This is a genomic window from Streptomyces sp. NPDC051563 (assembly GCF_044454225.1).
Taxonomy (GTDB): Bacteria; Actinomycetota; Actinomycetes; order Streptomycetales; family Streptomycetaceae; genus Streptomyces.
Genome location: NZ_JBITDL010000041.1, coordinates 43,148 through 57,224, shown reverse-complemented (window position 1 = coordinate 57,224; position 14,077 = coordinate 43,148). Strand labels below are relative to the sequence as shown.

14 protein-coding genes and 1 CRISPR repeat array are annotated in these 14,077 nt (G+C 72.5%); of the genes, 7 read left to right on the top strand and 7 right to left on the bottom strand.

The annotated features are described in order from the left end of the window. Window positions 1-133 precede the first annotated feature (133 nt). Together ACIA8F_RS34990 and ACIA8F_RS34985 are read right to left on the bottom strand one after the other, a co-directional pair. Complete coding sequence (locus ACIA8F_RS34990; protein ID WP_399384959.1) at window positions 134-907, bottom strand: hypothetical protein; 774 nt, start codon at window positions 905-907, stop codon at window positions 134-136. Then, complete coding sequence (locus ACIA8F_RS34985; protein WP_399384957.1) at window positions 904-1,095, bottom strand: hypothetical protein; 192 nt, start codon at window positions 1,093-1,095, stop codon at window positions 904-906. Before ACIA8F_RS34985 ends, ACIA8F_RS34990 begins: the two co-directional genes overlap by 4 nt. A gap of 904 nt (window positions 1,096-1,999) precedes the next feature. Between ACIA8F_RS34985 and ACIA8F_RS34980 the strand changes: the two genes are divergently transcribed. The 5 genes from ACIA8F_RS34980 (at window position 2,000) to ACIA8F_RS34960 (ending at window position 7,022) form a co-directional block, all read left to right on the top strand. After that, entirely contained in the window at window positions 2,000-2,383 is a 384-nt protein-coding gene (locus ACIA8F_RS34980) for a hypothetical protein (protein WP_399384955.1), read from the top strand. 146 nt (window positions 2,384-2,529) lie between these two features. After that, window positions 2,530-3,642, top strand: coding sequence for a PLP-dependent cysteine synthase family protein (locus tag ACIA8F_RS34975; protein WP_399384954.1), 1,113 nt, complete (start codon window positions 2,530-2,532; stop codon window positions 3,640-3,642). A gap of 20 nt (window positions 3,643-3,662) precedes the next feature. After that, complete coding sequence (locus ACIA8F_RS34970; RefSeq protein ID WP_399384996.1) at window positions 3,663-4,937, top strand: MFS transporter; 1,275 nt, start codon at window positions 3,663-3,665, stop codon at window positions 4,935-4,937. Between the two features lie 310 nt (window positions 4,938-5,247). After that, window positions 5,248-6,420: a ThiF family adenylyltransferase gene (locus ACIA8F_RS34965; protein ID WP_399384952.1), complete on the top strand. Its 1,173-nt coding sequence runs from the start codon at window positions 5,248-5,250 to the stop codon at window positions 6,418-6,420. Next, a complete protein-coding gene (locus tag ACIA8F_RS34960; RefSeq protein ID WP_399384950.1) occupies window positions 6,417-7,022 on the top strand; it encodes a GNAT family N-acetyltransferase in 606 nt (201 codons plus the stop codon). Before ACIA8F_RS34965 ends, ACIA8F_RS34960 begins: the two co-directional genes overlap by 4 nt. Window positions 7,023-7,161: 139 nt before the next feature. Here ACIA8F_RS34960 and ACIA8F_RS34955 read toward each other — a convergent pair whose 3' ends face one another. From ACIA8F_RS34955 to ACIA8F_RS34945, 3 genes are all read right to left on the bottom strand, one after another. Further along, the gene (locus ACIA8F_RS34955) at window positions 7,162-7,521 is read right to left on the bottom strand and encodes a hypothetical protein (protein WP_399384949.1); all 360 of its coding nucleotides are present in this window, start codon (window positions 7,519-7,521) and stop codon (window positions 7,162-7,164) included. A gap of 81 nt (window positions 7,522-7,602) precedes the next feature. After that, a complete protein-coding gene (locus ACIA8F_RS34950) occupies window positions 7,603-7,860 on the bottom strand; it encodes a hypothetical protein (RefSeq protein WP_399384948.1) in 258 nt (85 codons plus the stop codon). Between the two features lie 892 nt (window positions 7,861-8,752). Beyond that, a CRISPR array of direct repeats spans window positions 8,753-8,904; the repeat unit is 24 nt; unit sequence GCTCCCCGCGCACGCGGGGATGAC. Between the two features lie 134 nt (window positions 8,905-9,038). Next, window positions 9,039-10,001, bottom strand: a complete 963-nt coding sequence (locus ACIA8F_RS34945; protein WP_399384947.1) for a LysR family transcriptional regulator — start codon at window positions 9,999-10,001, stop codon at window positions 9,039-9,041. Between the two features lie 116 nt (window positions 10,002-10,117). On the opposite strand from ACIA8F_RS34945, the gene ACIA8F_RS34940 reads away from it, so the two are divergent. Then, window positions 10,118-11,035 carry an NAD(P)H-binding protein gene (locus ACIA8F_RS34940; protein WP_399384946.1) on the top strand — a complete coding sequence of 306 codons (918 nt, stop codon included), beginning with the start codon at window positions 10,118-10,120 and terminating at the stop codon, window positions 11,033-11,035. Then, window positions 11,025-11,390, top strand: coding sequence for a darcynin family protein (locus tag ACIA8F_RS34935; protein WP_399384945.1), 366 nt, complete (start codon window positions 11,025-11,027; stop codon window positions 11,388-11,390). The genes ACIA8F_RS34940 and ACIA8F_RS34935 overlap by 11 nt, the downstream gene beginning before the upstream one ends. A gap of 115 nt (window positions 11,391-11,505) precedes the next feature. Here ACIA8F_RS34935 and ACIA8F_RS34930 read toward each other — a convergent pair whose 3' ends face one another. Then, a complete protein-coding gene (locus ACIA8F_RS34930) occupies window positions 11,506-12,936 on the bottom strand; it encodes a lamin tail domain-containing protein (protein ID WP_399384943.1) in 1,431 nt (476 codons plus the stop codon). 179 nt (window positions 12,937-13,115) lie between these two features. Beyond that, window positions 13,116-13,403, bottom strand: coding sequence for a hypothetical protein (locus ACIA8F_RS34925; RefSeq protein WP_399384942.1), 288 nt, complete (start codon window positions 13,401-13,403; stop codon window positions 13,116-13,118). Window positions 13,404-14,077: the final 674 nt, after the last annotated feature.

Here is a 14,077-nt window from a genome sequence, read left to right as displayed (position 1 = left end):
GTGGGCACCGGTCCGGACCGACCCGAGTTGCTCCGCCTAGTCGCCCTCCTCGGGCGCGTCCGGGTCGCGGAAGGGATGCAGGCCCTGGCTCTGGCCGGGGCCGGGGCCGCGTGGAAGCCCATCGGGACGCCTCCTACCAGTGGGTGAGATCGAACACCTCACCGCAGTGGGGGTCCGTCTCGTCCGACGGGTTGTACTGCAGTTGGTCGTTGGCGATGAGGCTGGGGAGGGCCGCGGACAGGGCGGTGATGGCGGAGATCGCCGTGCCGTCGCGGTCGCGGAGGCGGACGTCGAGGCCGGTGGTGTCCGCCAGGCCGTTGCCGGCGAGGTACAGCCGTGCGCGTTCCTCGGGGAGCAGGAGGAACCCCAGCAGGACGAGTCCGTCCTGGTTGTCGGTGTCCGCGCTCGGCGCGATGCCGGTGGTGGCGGTGTGGAGCGCGTCCGTGAGGTCGAGTTCCGCGGGGTGGGCGTCCAGGACCAGTCGTACGGTTTCCGCCGGCACGACGGGGATACCGGGGAGTCCGGGGATGCCGAGTCCGGCCGAGGGGTCGTTCGAGGTGAGGGCGCGGTCGCCCGCGGCATGCCCTATGAGCTGGCGTACGGCGGCAGGCAGCCCGGCGGCGGGGAGCTCGTTCCCGTTGCGGTCCAGCAGGGGGAGGTCGTACGCCGTCGACGCGGTCGGGGCGGCACCGTCCCCCACGACGACGCGTACGAGGTCCCGATGAGGCCGCAGGGGCAGTACGCCCCGGACCACGGGGCCGCCGCCCAGCGGTGTGGCCGTCAGGCGGAGCAGGGCCCGGGTGGCCGCGGCTTGGCGCTGTACCGGTGCGTCAGCCTCCCAGCGGGCCGCGGGCTCCGTGGATCGCCCGTCGCCAGGGGAAGGGGAGGAGGGGGGTGGTGTGCTCACGTCTCGTTCACCGCGTTCGGGCACTTGTTGCGGGCCACCCGCTCGCAGTAGGCGGTGATCGTGCCCATCTTGATGACCTTCGGATCGTGGATGTTGTGCTCTGCGGCGAAGTGCTGCCAACCGAAGTGCTTGTTGCCCTCCCTGGTCGGGATGGGCTTGCCTTCGCCGTCCGTGCTGACGAATCTCACTACGCTCCAGTGGCTGCCAGGGCCGGCGGCGCGGACTGTGCCGTAAGGCCTTCGGACCGGGCACGGCCCGCTCCGAACTGAGCCGCGCAGGCCTCGTCGGACATCACCACGAGCTTTTCCCCCGTCATGGCCGGCGGGTGCGGTGAGGTGCGGCCGGAGAGTCCGCCGCACACGACAGCAGCACGACTGCCGCCGCTCCGGAGCACACAGCAGCACGAATCCGAAGGTGCACGTCGTTCTCCTCGAACATCTCCGGTTCCCCACGCGGGACACAGGATCGATCAAAGGATGGAGCAACGCCCGCGTGCTGGGACGAGGATGTCCGGGAAGTTCACCCGTGTTGCCCACGAGGGCGATGGGACGGTACCCGGTACCCGGCATCAGATCGGTGCGGACCGGGTGCAGTGCCGGGCGCCGGAGACAAGTCGGGTTGCTCCCGGAGCCGCTTTTCGGGACGCCTTCGGGCCCGTCCGGGCGGCTAGCCGCTCCCGGCAGATGCGGGATGGCCGGGCGGGCCTGCGGAGCATCGCCGTGCCCGGCCGTCCGGCCAGGCTTCCGCGTCGAGCCAGGCCGGCAGGAGGCGGAGGGTGAGGGTCTCGGCCTCGTGGACTCCCGCGCTTCCGGTGGTCCTCTGTCAGGCCTGTACGACGCCCTGGGTCTCCCGCCACGGTCGCGCCCGGGTCGCCGAGCACCCGCGTGCCCAGCTCCTTTACGGCGGCCTCCTCGGCGGGAACCTGCGGACTCGCCCGGGCTGGCACTGATTTCCCCGCAGACCGTACGCACGGGTCCCTGCCGGACGCCTCGCAGGGCGCGTCACTCGTTCGTGGGTTGCCAGTCGCATCAGAGAGTCACCAAGGGTAGCGTTCCGGTCACGATGCGGTATCGAGCGTGGTCCTGGCGGAGCGTGAGGCGCGAGCAGTGGCTCGTCGGTCTCCTCCTCGGCGCCATGCTGATCTTGTTGCTCGGCGTGTGTGACTCGGCGGGGCATCACCGGCTGACATCCACCACCTCGGCGGCCGAGTCCGTCCTCCCGGCGGCGCCCGGCACCGGTCTTGCCGACCAGCCGCGTGCGACGGACCCGGTGGACGGTGACTGCCACGGTGGGAGCCGGTCCGTGGAGGAGCACACGGCGAACAAGCCCGACGGCGGCGGGGATCGCGTCGCGGACACCGAGGTGGGATCGAAGAGCTCGCCGGGGGGAGAAGCGCGGCTTCGGGCACCGCAGGCCGTGGCCGACGTTCTCACCCGGGCGAATCCGAGAGGTCTGTCGTGCGTGGACCGCAGATGAGCGAGCCTGCCCTGCTCCCGTCCTGACAAAGGCCGGAGAACGGGCTGCTGCCCTCTGCACATTCCTCGGCGCTGTTCCGGCCCCCCCTCGCCCGATACGGGCGCGGGCCGGATGCGTGCGCCTGCACACAGGAAGCCGCACCTCACATGAATCACCTCGCCTCACCCCTGCCTGCCCAGGACCCGGGCCTGTTCTCCGCGGTCGGTTCCACGCCGATGCTGTTCGTCGACGAGCCCTTCGCCCGCGCCCCGCAGGGCTTCTGGGCCAAACTCGAAGGCTTCAACCCGGGCGGGATCAAGGTCCGCGCGGCCCTGCACATGGTCGCCAGCGCCCGCCGGCGCGGCGAACTGCGGCCCGGCGCGCCGATCGTGGAGTCGACCTCGGGAACGCTCGGCCTCGGGCTCGCCCTCGCCGGAGTCCTGTACGGCCACCCCGTCCACGTGGTGACCGATCCGGGCATGGAGCCGATTATGGACCGGCTGCTGGCCGCGCACGGCGCACGCGTCCATCTCGTCCCCGAGCCGCATCCCGCGGGTGGTTGGCAGCAGGCCCGCCTGGACAAGGTCGGCGAACTCCTCGCGGAATACCCCGGGGCGTGGTGCCCGGACCAGTACAACAACCCCGACAACGTCGAGGCGTACGCCCCGCTCGCCGCCGAGCTGGCCGAGCGCCTCGATCCCATCGACGTGCTGGTGTGCGCGGTCGGTACGGGCGGCCATTCGGCGGGTATCGCCCGTGCCCTGCGGCCTCGTATGCCGGGGCTGCGGGTCGTCGGCGTGGACACGATCGGCTCCACGATCTTCGGCCAGCCCGCCCGTCCCAGGCTCATGCGCGGCCTGGGATCCTCCATCCACCCGGGAAACGTCGACTATCGGGCTTTCAGCGAGGTCCACTGGGTCGCTCCGGGCGAGGCCGTCTGGGCGGCCCGGGCCCTTGCCTCCCGGCACTACGCCACTGGCGGGTGGAGCGTCGGGGCCGTCGCCCTGGTCGCGGGCTGGCTCGCCCGGACCAGCCCCGAGGGGACCCGGATCGTCGCGGTGTTTCCCGACGGACCGCACCGCTACTTCGACACCGTCTTCAACGACGACTACTGCGCCGCCAACAACCTCCTGGGCATCCGCCCCGCCGAGCACCCGGACGTCCTGGAGGACCCCGGCGAGCGGGAGGTCACCTCCTGGACGCGCTGCGAGCGCGTCGTCGATCCGGTGGATCGCACCGCCGCCCCGGCCGCCGCGCCCGGGACGGGAGCGGGCCGGTGAGCGGGCAGGTGAGTGCGCCGGTGAGCGGTCTGTGGCGCCAGGCCCGTACTTTCGACACGGCGGTGCAGCTGCTCCTGATCAACCAGCTCACCATCAACCTGGGCTTCTACATGCTGATGCCCTACCTCGCCGCCCACCTTTCCGGCTCGCTGGCCCTGTCCGCGTGGGCCGTCGGCCTGGTCCTCGGTGTCCGCAACCTCTCCCAGCAGGGCATGTTCCTCATCGGCGGCGCCCTCGCCGACCGGCTGGGCTACAAGCCGCTGATCGTCGCCGGGTGCGCGCTGCGCACGGTGGGATTCACCGCTCTGGCGTTCGCGGACTCGCTGGCGACGCTGATCGCCGCCTCGGCGGCCACGGGACTGGCCGGCGCATTGTTCAATCCCGCGGTGCGGGCCTACCTCGCGGCCGAGGCCGGTGAGCGGCGGGTGGAGGCGTTCGCGCTGTTCAACGTCTTCTACCAGTCCGGAATCCTGCTCGGGCCGCTGCTCGGGATGGCCCTGCTCACCGTGTCGTTTCCCGTGACGTGCCTGGTGGCGGCCGCCCTGTTCGCCGGGCTGACGGTCCTGCAGACCCGCAGCCTGCCCCAACGCGGCGGCGATCCCACAGGCGAGCCCGTATCCCTGCGCACGCAGGCGGGAACGGTACTCGGCAACAGGCCGTTCTGGCTGTTCGCGGCGGCGATGACCGGCTCCTACGTCCTGTCCTTCCAGATCTACCTCGCGCTGCCCCTGGAGACGCAGCGCCTTACGGGCCAAGGCGCGGCCGCCACGATCGCGACGAGCGCGCTGTTCGTCGTGTCGGGACTCGTCGCCCTGCTGGGACAGTTGCGCATCACCGCCTGGTGCAAACGCACCTGGTCCTCACCGCAGTGCCTGGTCGCCGGGCTGCTCCTGATGGGAGCGGCCTTCCTGCCGGCGCTGTGGAGCTCCGCCCGGCCGCCGGCGACGGGTTGGCCGGCCACGGTGTTGGCGGTGCTGCCCCTGCTCGCCTGCGCGGCAGGTCTGGCTCTGGCGACGGCGGTGCTGTACCCGTTCGAGATGGACACCATCGTCGTGCTGGCCCGCGACCGGTGGGTGGCCACCCACTACGGCCTCTACAACACGGTGTGCGGGATCGGCATCACCTTGGGGAATCTGGCCACCGGCGCGGTCCTGGACGCCTCACGGGCCGCGGGCATCGCCTTCGCCCCGTGGGCACTGCTCGCCGCCGTCGGAGGGCTGTGCGCCGCGGCGGTCGCCGCCCTGGCCCGAGGCGGGCACCTGCACGCACCGGCGAAGGATCCGGTGGCCGCGTAGAGGCCGGGGGCCGGGCGCGCTCGTCCACGCACCCGGCCCCTTCTCCCCGTGCCGGGTCAGCCGGCGTTGTTGGTGCTGCGGCGCTTGAAGCACGCGCCGGCGGCGGCGCCCTGGGTGGGGGCGGGCTGCCGGTGACCCGGTAGTGCACCCGACCGGGACGGATCCCGGCCGGGACGGATCCCGACCTGGTGGAGAGCGCAGGGGGCGCACGTAGCGCGAGGGGGCGCACTGGAGTCGCAGATCAATTCGAGTGCGCCCCCACGGGTGACGGCCCCCGATCCATGATCGTCGGGTTGTTAGCGTCCTCGCCATGACGCACCCCCTGCCTTCCGGCCTGGAGCCGGACCGCCTCGTGCTGCCCTCGCCCCGCCACCCCGACGAATCGTTTCGGCCGGTGCTGCTGGACCTCTCGCAGCCGGCCGACGCAGCGGCCCTGGCCGGGCTGCGGGACTCGGACCGTGTGCGCGAGATCCACGACCGGATCGAGGACCAGGTCGAGGAACTCCTGCGCTGCCGCGCACCGCAGGACGCCTTCGGCGGCCGCTCCCGGTCCCGCGCCATCGCCGACACCCTGGGCTCACGCCCCGACGCCTACGGCAGGTGGGCCTGGTACCCGTGGTCCGGGCGCCTGGTCCACGTCCTGCCCGAGGACGAGTTCCGCCAGGTCCGCACCGACCGCAACCGCGACAAGATCACCATCGAGCAGCAACAGGGCCTCCTGAACCGGCGGATCGGCGTCATCGGCTTGTCGGTCGGCAGCAGCGCCGCGCTGACCTGTGCCATGGAAGGCGTCGGCGGGGCGTTCAGGCTGGCCGACTTTGACCGGCTCGGCCTGTCGAACCTCAACCGGCTCCGCGGCGGCGTCCACGAACTCGGTCTGGAGAAGAGCGTGCTGTGCGCTCGGCGCATGTACGAGCTCGACCCCTATCTCGACATCGAGATCCACCGCGGCGGCGTCACCGAGGACACCATCGAGGACTTCTTCGCAGCCGGCCGGGACGGCAGGGGCCTGGACCTGCTGATCGAGGAGTGCGACACCCCCTGGGTGAAGGTCGCCGCCCGCGAGCACGCGCGCGGTCGGCGGATCCCCGTCCTCATGGACACCAACGACCGCGGCGTGCTGGACATCGAGCGCTTCGACCTCGAACCAGGCCGTCCGCTCTTCCACGGCCGCACCGGCGGTACGACCGCAGCCGACGTACGGGACCTCGACCGGCAGGCAGCCCTGCGTTTCCTCCTCGACGTCGTCGACGAGGAGCACCTGAGTCCGGCCATGACCGACGCCCTGACCCGCGTCGGCCGTACGCTCTCCAGCTGGCCGCAGCTCGCCAGCGGCGTCATGCTCGGCGCAGCCCTCGTCACCGACACCGCCCGCCGCATCCTGCTCGGCGAGCCGCTCCCCTCGGGCCGCCACTCCATCGACCTCGAAGCGCTCGTCCCCGCAGCCGTATCCGCACCCGCCCTGCACGGAGCCGCGCTGTGAACCGCGTCCCAGAGCTGCGCGGCGACCACCTATGGTTGCGGGAGCTGCACGCGGGCGACCACGACGCGTTCGCCCGGATCCTCACCCACCGAGTCCTGACCCGCTACCTGGGCATCGACCGCATGGACCCCGGCCAGGCCCACGCCGCCTTCGCCCAGAGCCTCTCCCAGCCCCACACCCAGCCGCGCCGCAAGTACACCCTCGCGGTCTGCGCCCCGGACGACGAGACCCTCGTCGGCACCATGGGGCTCCTTGTCGAGGACTACGGTGCCAACGCGATGCTCACCAGCCTCGTCCTGCTGCCCGGCGCCCCCGTAAGCGGCCACGGCCACGAAGCCGGCCGCCTGCTGATGGCCTACGCCTTCGGACACCTGGGCCTGCACCGCATCTGGGCCGGCCACCGCAGCGACCACCACCACATGGCGCAAGTGATGCACGCCGCCGGCCTACGCCCCGAAGCCACCCTCCGCCAGCTCTTCCACACCCAGGGCTGCTGGCACGACGTCACCACCTACGCAACCGTCGCGCCGGACTGGAAACGCCAGGCCACCGACAGAGAACTGGCCATCCTCGACGGCGCACCCCTCCTCGACCGGGTCTGAACCCCTCCAGGGGCAGCGACCGCCTCCGTAGCGGTGCCCAGAGCCGGCCTCGTACGCCTGCAACCGCATCGACCCGTCCCCGGGCACCCCGCGCCAGATCGTCGTCTGGCAGTCGGTCACAATCGCCGCCGTCCTCGCGTCAGTTCTCGGCATCGCCGCAGGCCGGGGCCTGACCGCTACACGGACCCGGCCCGCCGACGTACGCGTCGTCATGGACTGGACGGCCGCCTTTGCCGCCCTCACCCTGCGCCGCGAACCACCGCTCCGCGAAGACATGCTGCTGGTCGGCGTCGAAACCGCGCAGGGTGGCGCAGCCGAGGCCGGGCAGCCCGGTGAAGGGGGCCAGCTCTTCCTGGGGGAGCGGTCGGGAGGTGATGACGAGGCGGTACACGGCGTGCGGCTGCAGCCGTACCTGCTCGGCGAGCTTCTCCAGCAGACGCCGGCGGACCGCGGGGGAAGCGACCTCGTCGAGCCCGTCGACGACGACCAGCCAGGGCACCCCGTGGACGCGCGCCTCGAAGGCGGAGCGGTCTACGGGTCTCAGCAGGGTGCCCGCGCGGGCGATCGCGTCGCTGCCGGCTCAGTCGTGCGGGCTGATCAGGTCGGCGGCGGTGACGCGGACCGCGACCGCAACCTGCGGACACCAGGGCGTCCCGGCGTCGGGCTCGCGCAGCCGGCAGCGGGCGATCTGGCGTTCGAGGTGACGCCGAGGGTGGTCTTGCCCGCGCCGGGACCGCCGGTTGGGGGTGACGGCCGCGGGGGCGCTGCCGAGGGCCTGCGCGAGGTACTGGACGGTCGCCAACTCGGGGAGCGCGAGCGCGCCGGCGACCTCGTACACGGTCTTGCTGGAGGGGAGCGGGCCGGAGACGGATGCGGCAGTGCGGTGAGGAAGGCGTTGACGGAGGGGTGACCGGCGGTGGCGAGCGCCTGCTTGAACCAGTCGGCCAGGTCGTCCAGTTCGGCGATGGCGGCTTGGCCGTTGGTCCTGGGGCGTCCCGCGGTCATCGCCTATGGCTCCTCGTCTGGAATTTCCCCTGAGGGAAATTCGGCGTCCGGCGGAGAGTTGGCCGCATCCGATGGACGAGCGGGACGGATGCGAGGCGGGACATGTCGGTACTGGGTGCGCGGGGCTCCGGGCTGGGCGGCGCCGAGCCGTGGTGGCTCGTCACGGCACTGGTGGTGGAGGGCCGGTGGTGCGTGCTGCGTGCGGCGGGCACCGGGAATCGGAACACACGAGGCGGGTCCTGGCGGCGCTCGCCGACACGGAGTCCCGCCACCGGGCGGCGTTGGCCCAGGCCTGCGCATCACTGACCCCGACGGGCCGCCCGGGCCCGAACACCCGGCGCCAGGGCCGGCTCCGGCGTCGCGGCGGTGTGCGCACTTCGGCGGAGGCTTAGGCGGCACGGGGGCGGGACACCCCGGTTGGTTCGCGCGGGACGGCCCCAGCGGCGTCGCGGCGTCCCCGATGTCGGGTCTCTTCCCGGCTGACGGACCGGCCTTCGGACTGGCCGGCTCCTCCTGCGGTGGTGGATGCGGGGGAGAGGCCACCTGTAGGAGGCTGATCGTCGAGCCGCAGTGCTCCGCTTGCGGGAGCGGTCGGCCACGGGGCGGTTCGTCGGCGCATGCAACCTCCAGCAGGAAACCGGATACGGGGCGTTGCCCAAGATGTCGCGTTCGGCGAAAGTGCTCCAGAACGCTGCCCTGCGGTCCTAAAATTGCAGCCCAGCAAGCCCGCTCCCCGCGCACGCGGGGATGACCCGCACACCCCGGGCCGCTCCGCGAAGTACCTGGATTGCTCCCCGCGCACGCGGGGATGACCCCGCCGGCGCGATCGCCGACGACGGCTGCAACACCTGCTCCCCGCGCACGCGGGGATGACACCTCGGCGGTCCCGCAACGCTCGACAAAGCTCGCTGCTGCGTTCGTGCACGCCGCCACGCGACGGCAACGATGTGTGCCCGGGGCCCCTGCACCCCTACGCGCTGCCGAGAGGCTGTTCGGAGGGGTGCCGTCCCGCTACTGCCTCCCTGCCGGGCGCAGTACCCGGCGTACGGCACCGCGGAGCCACTGGTGGCCGCCGTCGGCGGTGTTGCGGGGGTGCCAGGCCATGCCGATCTTCAGGGGTGGCAGTGGCAGCGGGATGTCCAGCAGGTGTAGTCCCAGTGCGTGCGCCGTGGCGGTGAGTGGGGAGGCGGGCTCGCCGGGCAGTGCGGTCGGGACGAGGCAGACGGCGTTGCCGGACGCGGCCAGGGCCATCGCCGCCAGATGGCCGGGCAGCACGGTGCTGACCCGCCGGGTCAGGCCCTGCTCGGCCAGGGCCGTGTCCAGTGGGCCGGTGAAGCGGCCGCGGCGGCTGACCGCGATGTGCTCGGCCGCGGCCAGCCCGGCGGGGGTCAGGGGGCCTTCGGCAAGCGGATGCCCCGCCCGGACGCCGGCCGCCATCCGCAGCGTGACCAGTTCTTCGACCCGGGTCTCGGGGTCGACGTGGTCGATGGCCCCGATCTCCAGGTCGATCCGGCCCTCGCGCAGTGCGGGGCCCGCCTCCCACTCCTCGGCCAGCACCCGTAGCGAGACGCCCGGTGCCCGGCGCCGGGCCAGCCCCAGCAGTCCCGGCGCGAGCGCCGCGCCGACCAGGTCCGCCGCCTGGACGGTGAAGGTGCGCCGCAGCGCGGCGAGGTCGGTCCCGCCGCTCGGGGTGAACAGCGCCTCCAGGCTGCGCACCACCGCGGCGGCCTCGTCCCGCAGCGCCTCGGCGCGGGGCGTGGGCACCATCGCCTGGCCCGCCCTTACCAGGAGGGGGTCCCGGAGCACCCGGCGCAGCCGGGCCAGGGTGCGGCTCATCGCCGCGGGCGAGGTACGCAGCCGCGCGGCGGCCCGGGTGACGCTCTGCTCGGTCAGCAGGGCGTCGAGGGCGACGGCGAGATTGGCGTCGAGCGGGGGGTTGTTCGGAGCGTTGTGCGGGGCTGGGCTGCTGCTCACCGGCATTATTCCGTTCCGGGCAATGATCGGATGCTGAAGTTGCCATTGTGGCAATGCGGTGGGGATCTTCACCATGAAGGGGACGTACCGATCCGCTACGAGACCGCGAGGACCTCATGATCGTAATTACCGCCCCCACCGGAAACATCGGCCGGCAGCTCCTGTCGCTGCTGGTCGAGGCCGCCCCCGCCCACGGAGAGGAGCTGCGCGTCGTGGTCCGCGATCCCGCCCGGCTCCCCGAGGCCGTGCGCAGACGGGTCGACGTGGTCACCGGCTCGCACGGCGACGCCGCCACCGTCGAACGGGCCTTCACCGGGGCCGACGCCGTCTTCTGGCTGGTGCCGCCGGACGCGTCGGGCACGCCCGAAGAGGCGTACAGCGGCTTCACCCGCCCGGCCGCCCGCGCGTTCGCCGCCCAGGGCGTCGGCCACGTCGTCGGTGTCTCGGCGCTCGGCCGCGGCACCCCGCAGGCCGCCACGGCCGGGCTGGTCACCGCCTCCCTGGCCATGGACGACCTGATCGCCGGCTCCGGCGTCGCCTACCGCGCCCTGGCCAACCCGTCCTTCTTCGAGAACCTGCTGGAGGAGGCCGACTCGATCCGCGAGCACGGCGTCTTCACGGACACCGCGGCCGCGGACCGCCGGGTCCCGCTGGTCGCCGTCGCCGACATCGCCGCTACGGCGGCCGGGCTGCTGCTGGACCGCTCCTGGACCGGCGTCGGCAGTGTCCCGGTACTGGGCCCGCAGGACCTCTCGCCCGAGGACCTGGCCCGCATCATGACCGAGGAACTGGGCCGCCCGGTCCGCTACGAACGCCAGCCGCTGGAGGAGCTGCGGTCCACCATGCTCGACTACGGCCTGGGCGAGGCCTTCGTGGAAGGCATGGTCGACATGAAGCGCGCCAAGGATCAGGGACTGGACGCGGGCGTCGAGCGCTCCCGGCCGCCCTTCCCCGCCACCGAGTTCGCCCGGTGGTGCGCGCAGACCCTCAAGCCCGCCGTCCTCGCCGCACCGGAGGCACCCGATGCCCGCTGACCGGACCGAGCCGCCCGTCACCGCGTTCATGCTGGTGAAGACCACGCCCGAGTGGCTCGCGCTGACCGTGGCCGAGCGGGTCCGTGCCTTCACCACCGAAGTCGTCCCGGTGATCGAGGCCCGCACCCACGGGGTCCGGTCCCGGTTCTACGACACGGAGTTCTACTCGGCGCGGGTCACGGACATCTGGGTCTGGGAGGCGGACGACCACGAGGCCTACCGGCTGCTGATCGACGCCCTGCGCGAGACCCCCTTCTGGGACCGCTACTTCGAGGTCGTGGACCTGCTCGTGGGCACCGAGAACGGCTACGCCCGCACCTACGGCCTGGAACCGCTGGCCACCCTCGCCACCTGAGCCCCCCCGGCCCGCCCGCCCCCGGCCCCCCCGACAGACCGGCCGATCGGTGCCGCCCGCATCCCCGCGTGCGCACCGGCCGGCCAGTCGGCGATCCCGCATCAGGCCGTGGTCGTCAGCAGCTGATCGTGCCCCTGCGCAGGGCGTGGCCGCCGTCGTTGGCGTCGTCGGACCAGTAGACGGGCTTGGCGCCGGACACGCATTCGCCGGAGCCGGCGAGGGCGAAGCCCTCGTTGTTGTAGTCGGGCATGCCGGTGGGCCGGTTGTAGACGGCGCTGGTGGTGAAGGCGCCGGTGGCGTCGATCTTCAGGGTGCGGTGCTGGCCGTGGCAGGTGTCGTCGCAGACCGCCCACAGGCGCGTGGCCTGGGGTTCCCACTGCAGTTCCATCACTCCGGCCATGCCGCTGCTGAGGGAGGCGACGCGGGTGTAACCGCCGGAGTCGGCGAGGACGTAGCCGTAGATCATGCCGGTTCCCTCGACGCCGACGAAGAACACGCCGCCGCTGTGGGCGCCGTAGCGGGCCGGGTCGTAGGCCGCCCCGGTCGAGGCGTCCTTGAAGGCCGCGCCGGTGAGGTAGCCGTCGGGGACCCAGGTGATCCCCTCCAGGCCCAGGTTCGAGCCCGCCGAGGGAAGGTCGGAGGTGAGGTTCCACTCCTTGGACGCGGTCAGCGAGGATCCGGACGCGGCGACGTCGTACTTCAGTACCGACAGGCGGCTGGTGCCGGAGGCGTTGCCGTCGCGCTCGCTGGCGACGAACGCCCCGCCGGCCGAGCCGGAGCCGGTCAGGGTGACGCCCTCGCTGTCGGGGCTGCCGGAGCCACCGGGGAAGCGCAGGGTCTTGCCTGAGGACCAGCCGTTGCCCGTGTCCGGCTTCCAGCCGGTCGAGCCGTCACGCACCAGGCGCCACAGCTTCCCGCTGTTCTGCGCGCCCCACAGCACGTCGCCCTCCTGGTAGAGGCCGCTCAGATCCTGCCCGAACACGTTGGAGGCGTCGGCGGTCGCCACGCTGCTGCTGCCCGGCCACGCCACCGGAGTGGTCGAACCCCCGCCGCCCGAGGTGCCGCAGTTGTTCTGCGCGCCCAGGGTCACGGCCGTGGCCTGCTTGAAGGCACCGGTGCCGTCCGGGCAGCGCGACCAGGACGGATCGGAGTGCGCGCTCCAGGAGAAGCCGTCGACCAGGGTCTTGCCGTCGGCAAGGTAGAGCCGGGCCTCGTCGTCGGAGCCCAGGCCGAAGGTGGTGTGGACGTCGAACACCCGGTACCCGCCCGCGGCCAGCGTGGTTCCAGCGGCGATCTTGTACGTGTGGTCCTTGTCGTTGTCCTTGAGGATCCAGCCCGAGACGTCGATCGCGGCGGTGCCCTTGTTGAACAGCTCGATGGAGTCGTTGACGTCGCCGGTGGTCACCACCTCGTTGACGCGGATGGAGTCGCCGGCGGCGGCGTGCGCCGCGGGCACACCGCTCAGCGCGCCCGCGGCCAACAGCGGGCCGGCGACGAGGAAACGGACAAGGGCGCGCCGCCCACGGCGGGCGATCGATCGGTTCACGGAGATTCCGTCCTGACATGGTCATGGGAAGGACGGCCCGATGGTCCCGGCCCGGGCCCAACGGCCGACTTCCGCCATGAGGACAGCTCGTGAACGCCAGACGCACCGTGACCACAGCGGCAGGTGACAGCGCCGAACCACCGGGCCCGGCCCGAGCGAGTGGTCACTCCTGCCCGCGGTCAGGTCAGGGACCCCTTCCAGCCGACCCGAGTCGCGACGGACAGCGCTCCGTGGTGCAGGTCGAGCCGGCCGGCCGTCGTGGCCGTGCCCGTCAGGACAAGGGAACCGGGACCCTGGAAGGCGTCGGTGCTCAGGCGGAAGGCGTCGTGGGCGGTGCAGCCGAGGGTGCGCAGTCGCCAGGGGGAGTGGGCACCCTGATGGGGGTGGGGCGGAAGGGCGAGCTGGAGTTGAGCGAATGCGGGGTGGTCCGTGCCGTACCGGGTGTGTGCTGCCGTCCAGGAGGCCATGAGGAGAGCAGCCTGCGAGGGCGGAACCGATGCGGGAGGGGTACTGGTTACCCAGGGATAGCGACAGCCCGTCCGCCGTGGGCGCCAGGACCGCGCTCCGGGTGTCGCGGAAGTCGAAGGCGACCTCGGTGAGGTCCTCCAGCGTCAGGCCGAGCAGGGCGGGTTGCGCGGAGACGGGCTCGTCGGAGGTGTAGGTGCGGGTGACGGCCAGTTGGAGGAAGGCGGCCAGGCGGGTGCCGGCGCGCTCTACCCGCAGGTGATGGACGGTGGCCGTCTCCAGGTCGTAGTCGGAGGTCAGATCGGCAACGGTCTCCCGGGTCAGCGGGCGAACCGGTGCCATGACGTATCCGCGGGAGTCGCGGCCCGCAACGTACGGCCTGGCCGGGGGCAGCAGCGGTTCGATCTCGTACCCCGCCGCGGCGGCCTGCCGGGTCATCCACCCGCGTCGCCGCTCGCCGAAGTCGGCCATCCATTCCAGCGCCGTCAGCGCCCGCCGCTCGCGCTCTTCGGCGCTTGCCGTGGCCGCCGCCCAGAACAGGGGAGCCAGGTTGTTGTCCCACACGTCTGCAACCATGCGGATGGTTTCCCGGTCGAAGCTGCGGGCATCGGCGGCAGCATCGCCGATCTGCGCCACCGATCGGTCCAACAGCGCCCCGAGCAGGGGCGCGGCCGAC

Bases quoted from the DNA above. Each gene is read 5' to 3' on its own strand.
- ACIA8F_RS34975 (WP_399384954.1), top strand. From the start codon at position 2,530: ATGAATCACCTCGCCTCACCCCTGCCTGCCCAGGACCCGGGCCTGTTC.
- ACIA8F_RS34965 (WP_399384952.1), top strand. From the start codon at position 5,248: ATGACGCACCCCCTGCCTTCCGGCCTGGAGCCGGACCGCCTCGTGCTG.
- ACIA8F_RS34940 (WP_399384946.1), top strand. From the start codon at position 10,118: ATGATCGTAATTACCGCCCCCACCGGAAACATCGGCCGGCAGCTCCTG.
- ACIA8F_RS34935 (WP_399384945.1), top strand. From the start codon at position 11,025: ATGCCCGCTGACCGGACCGAGCCGCCCGTCACCGCGTTCATGCTGGTG.
- ACIA8F_RS34925 (WP_399384942.1), bottom strand. From the start codon at position 13,403: ATGGCCTCCTGGACGGCAGCACACACCCGGTACGGCACGGACCACCCC.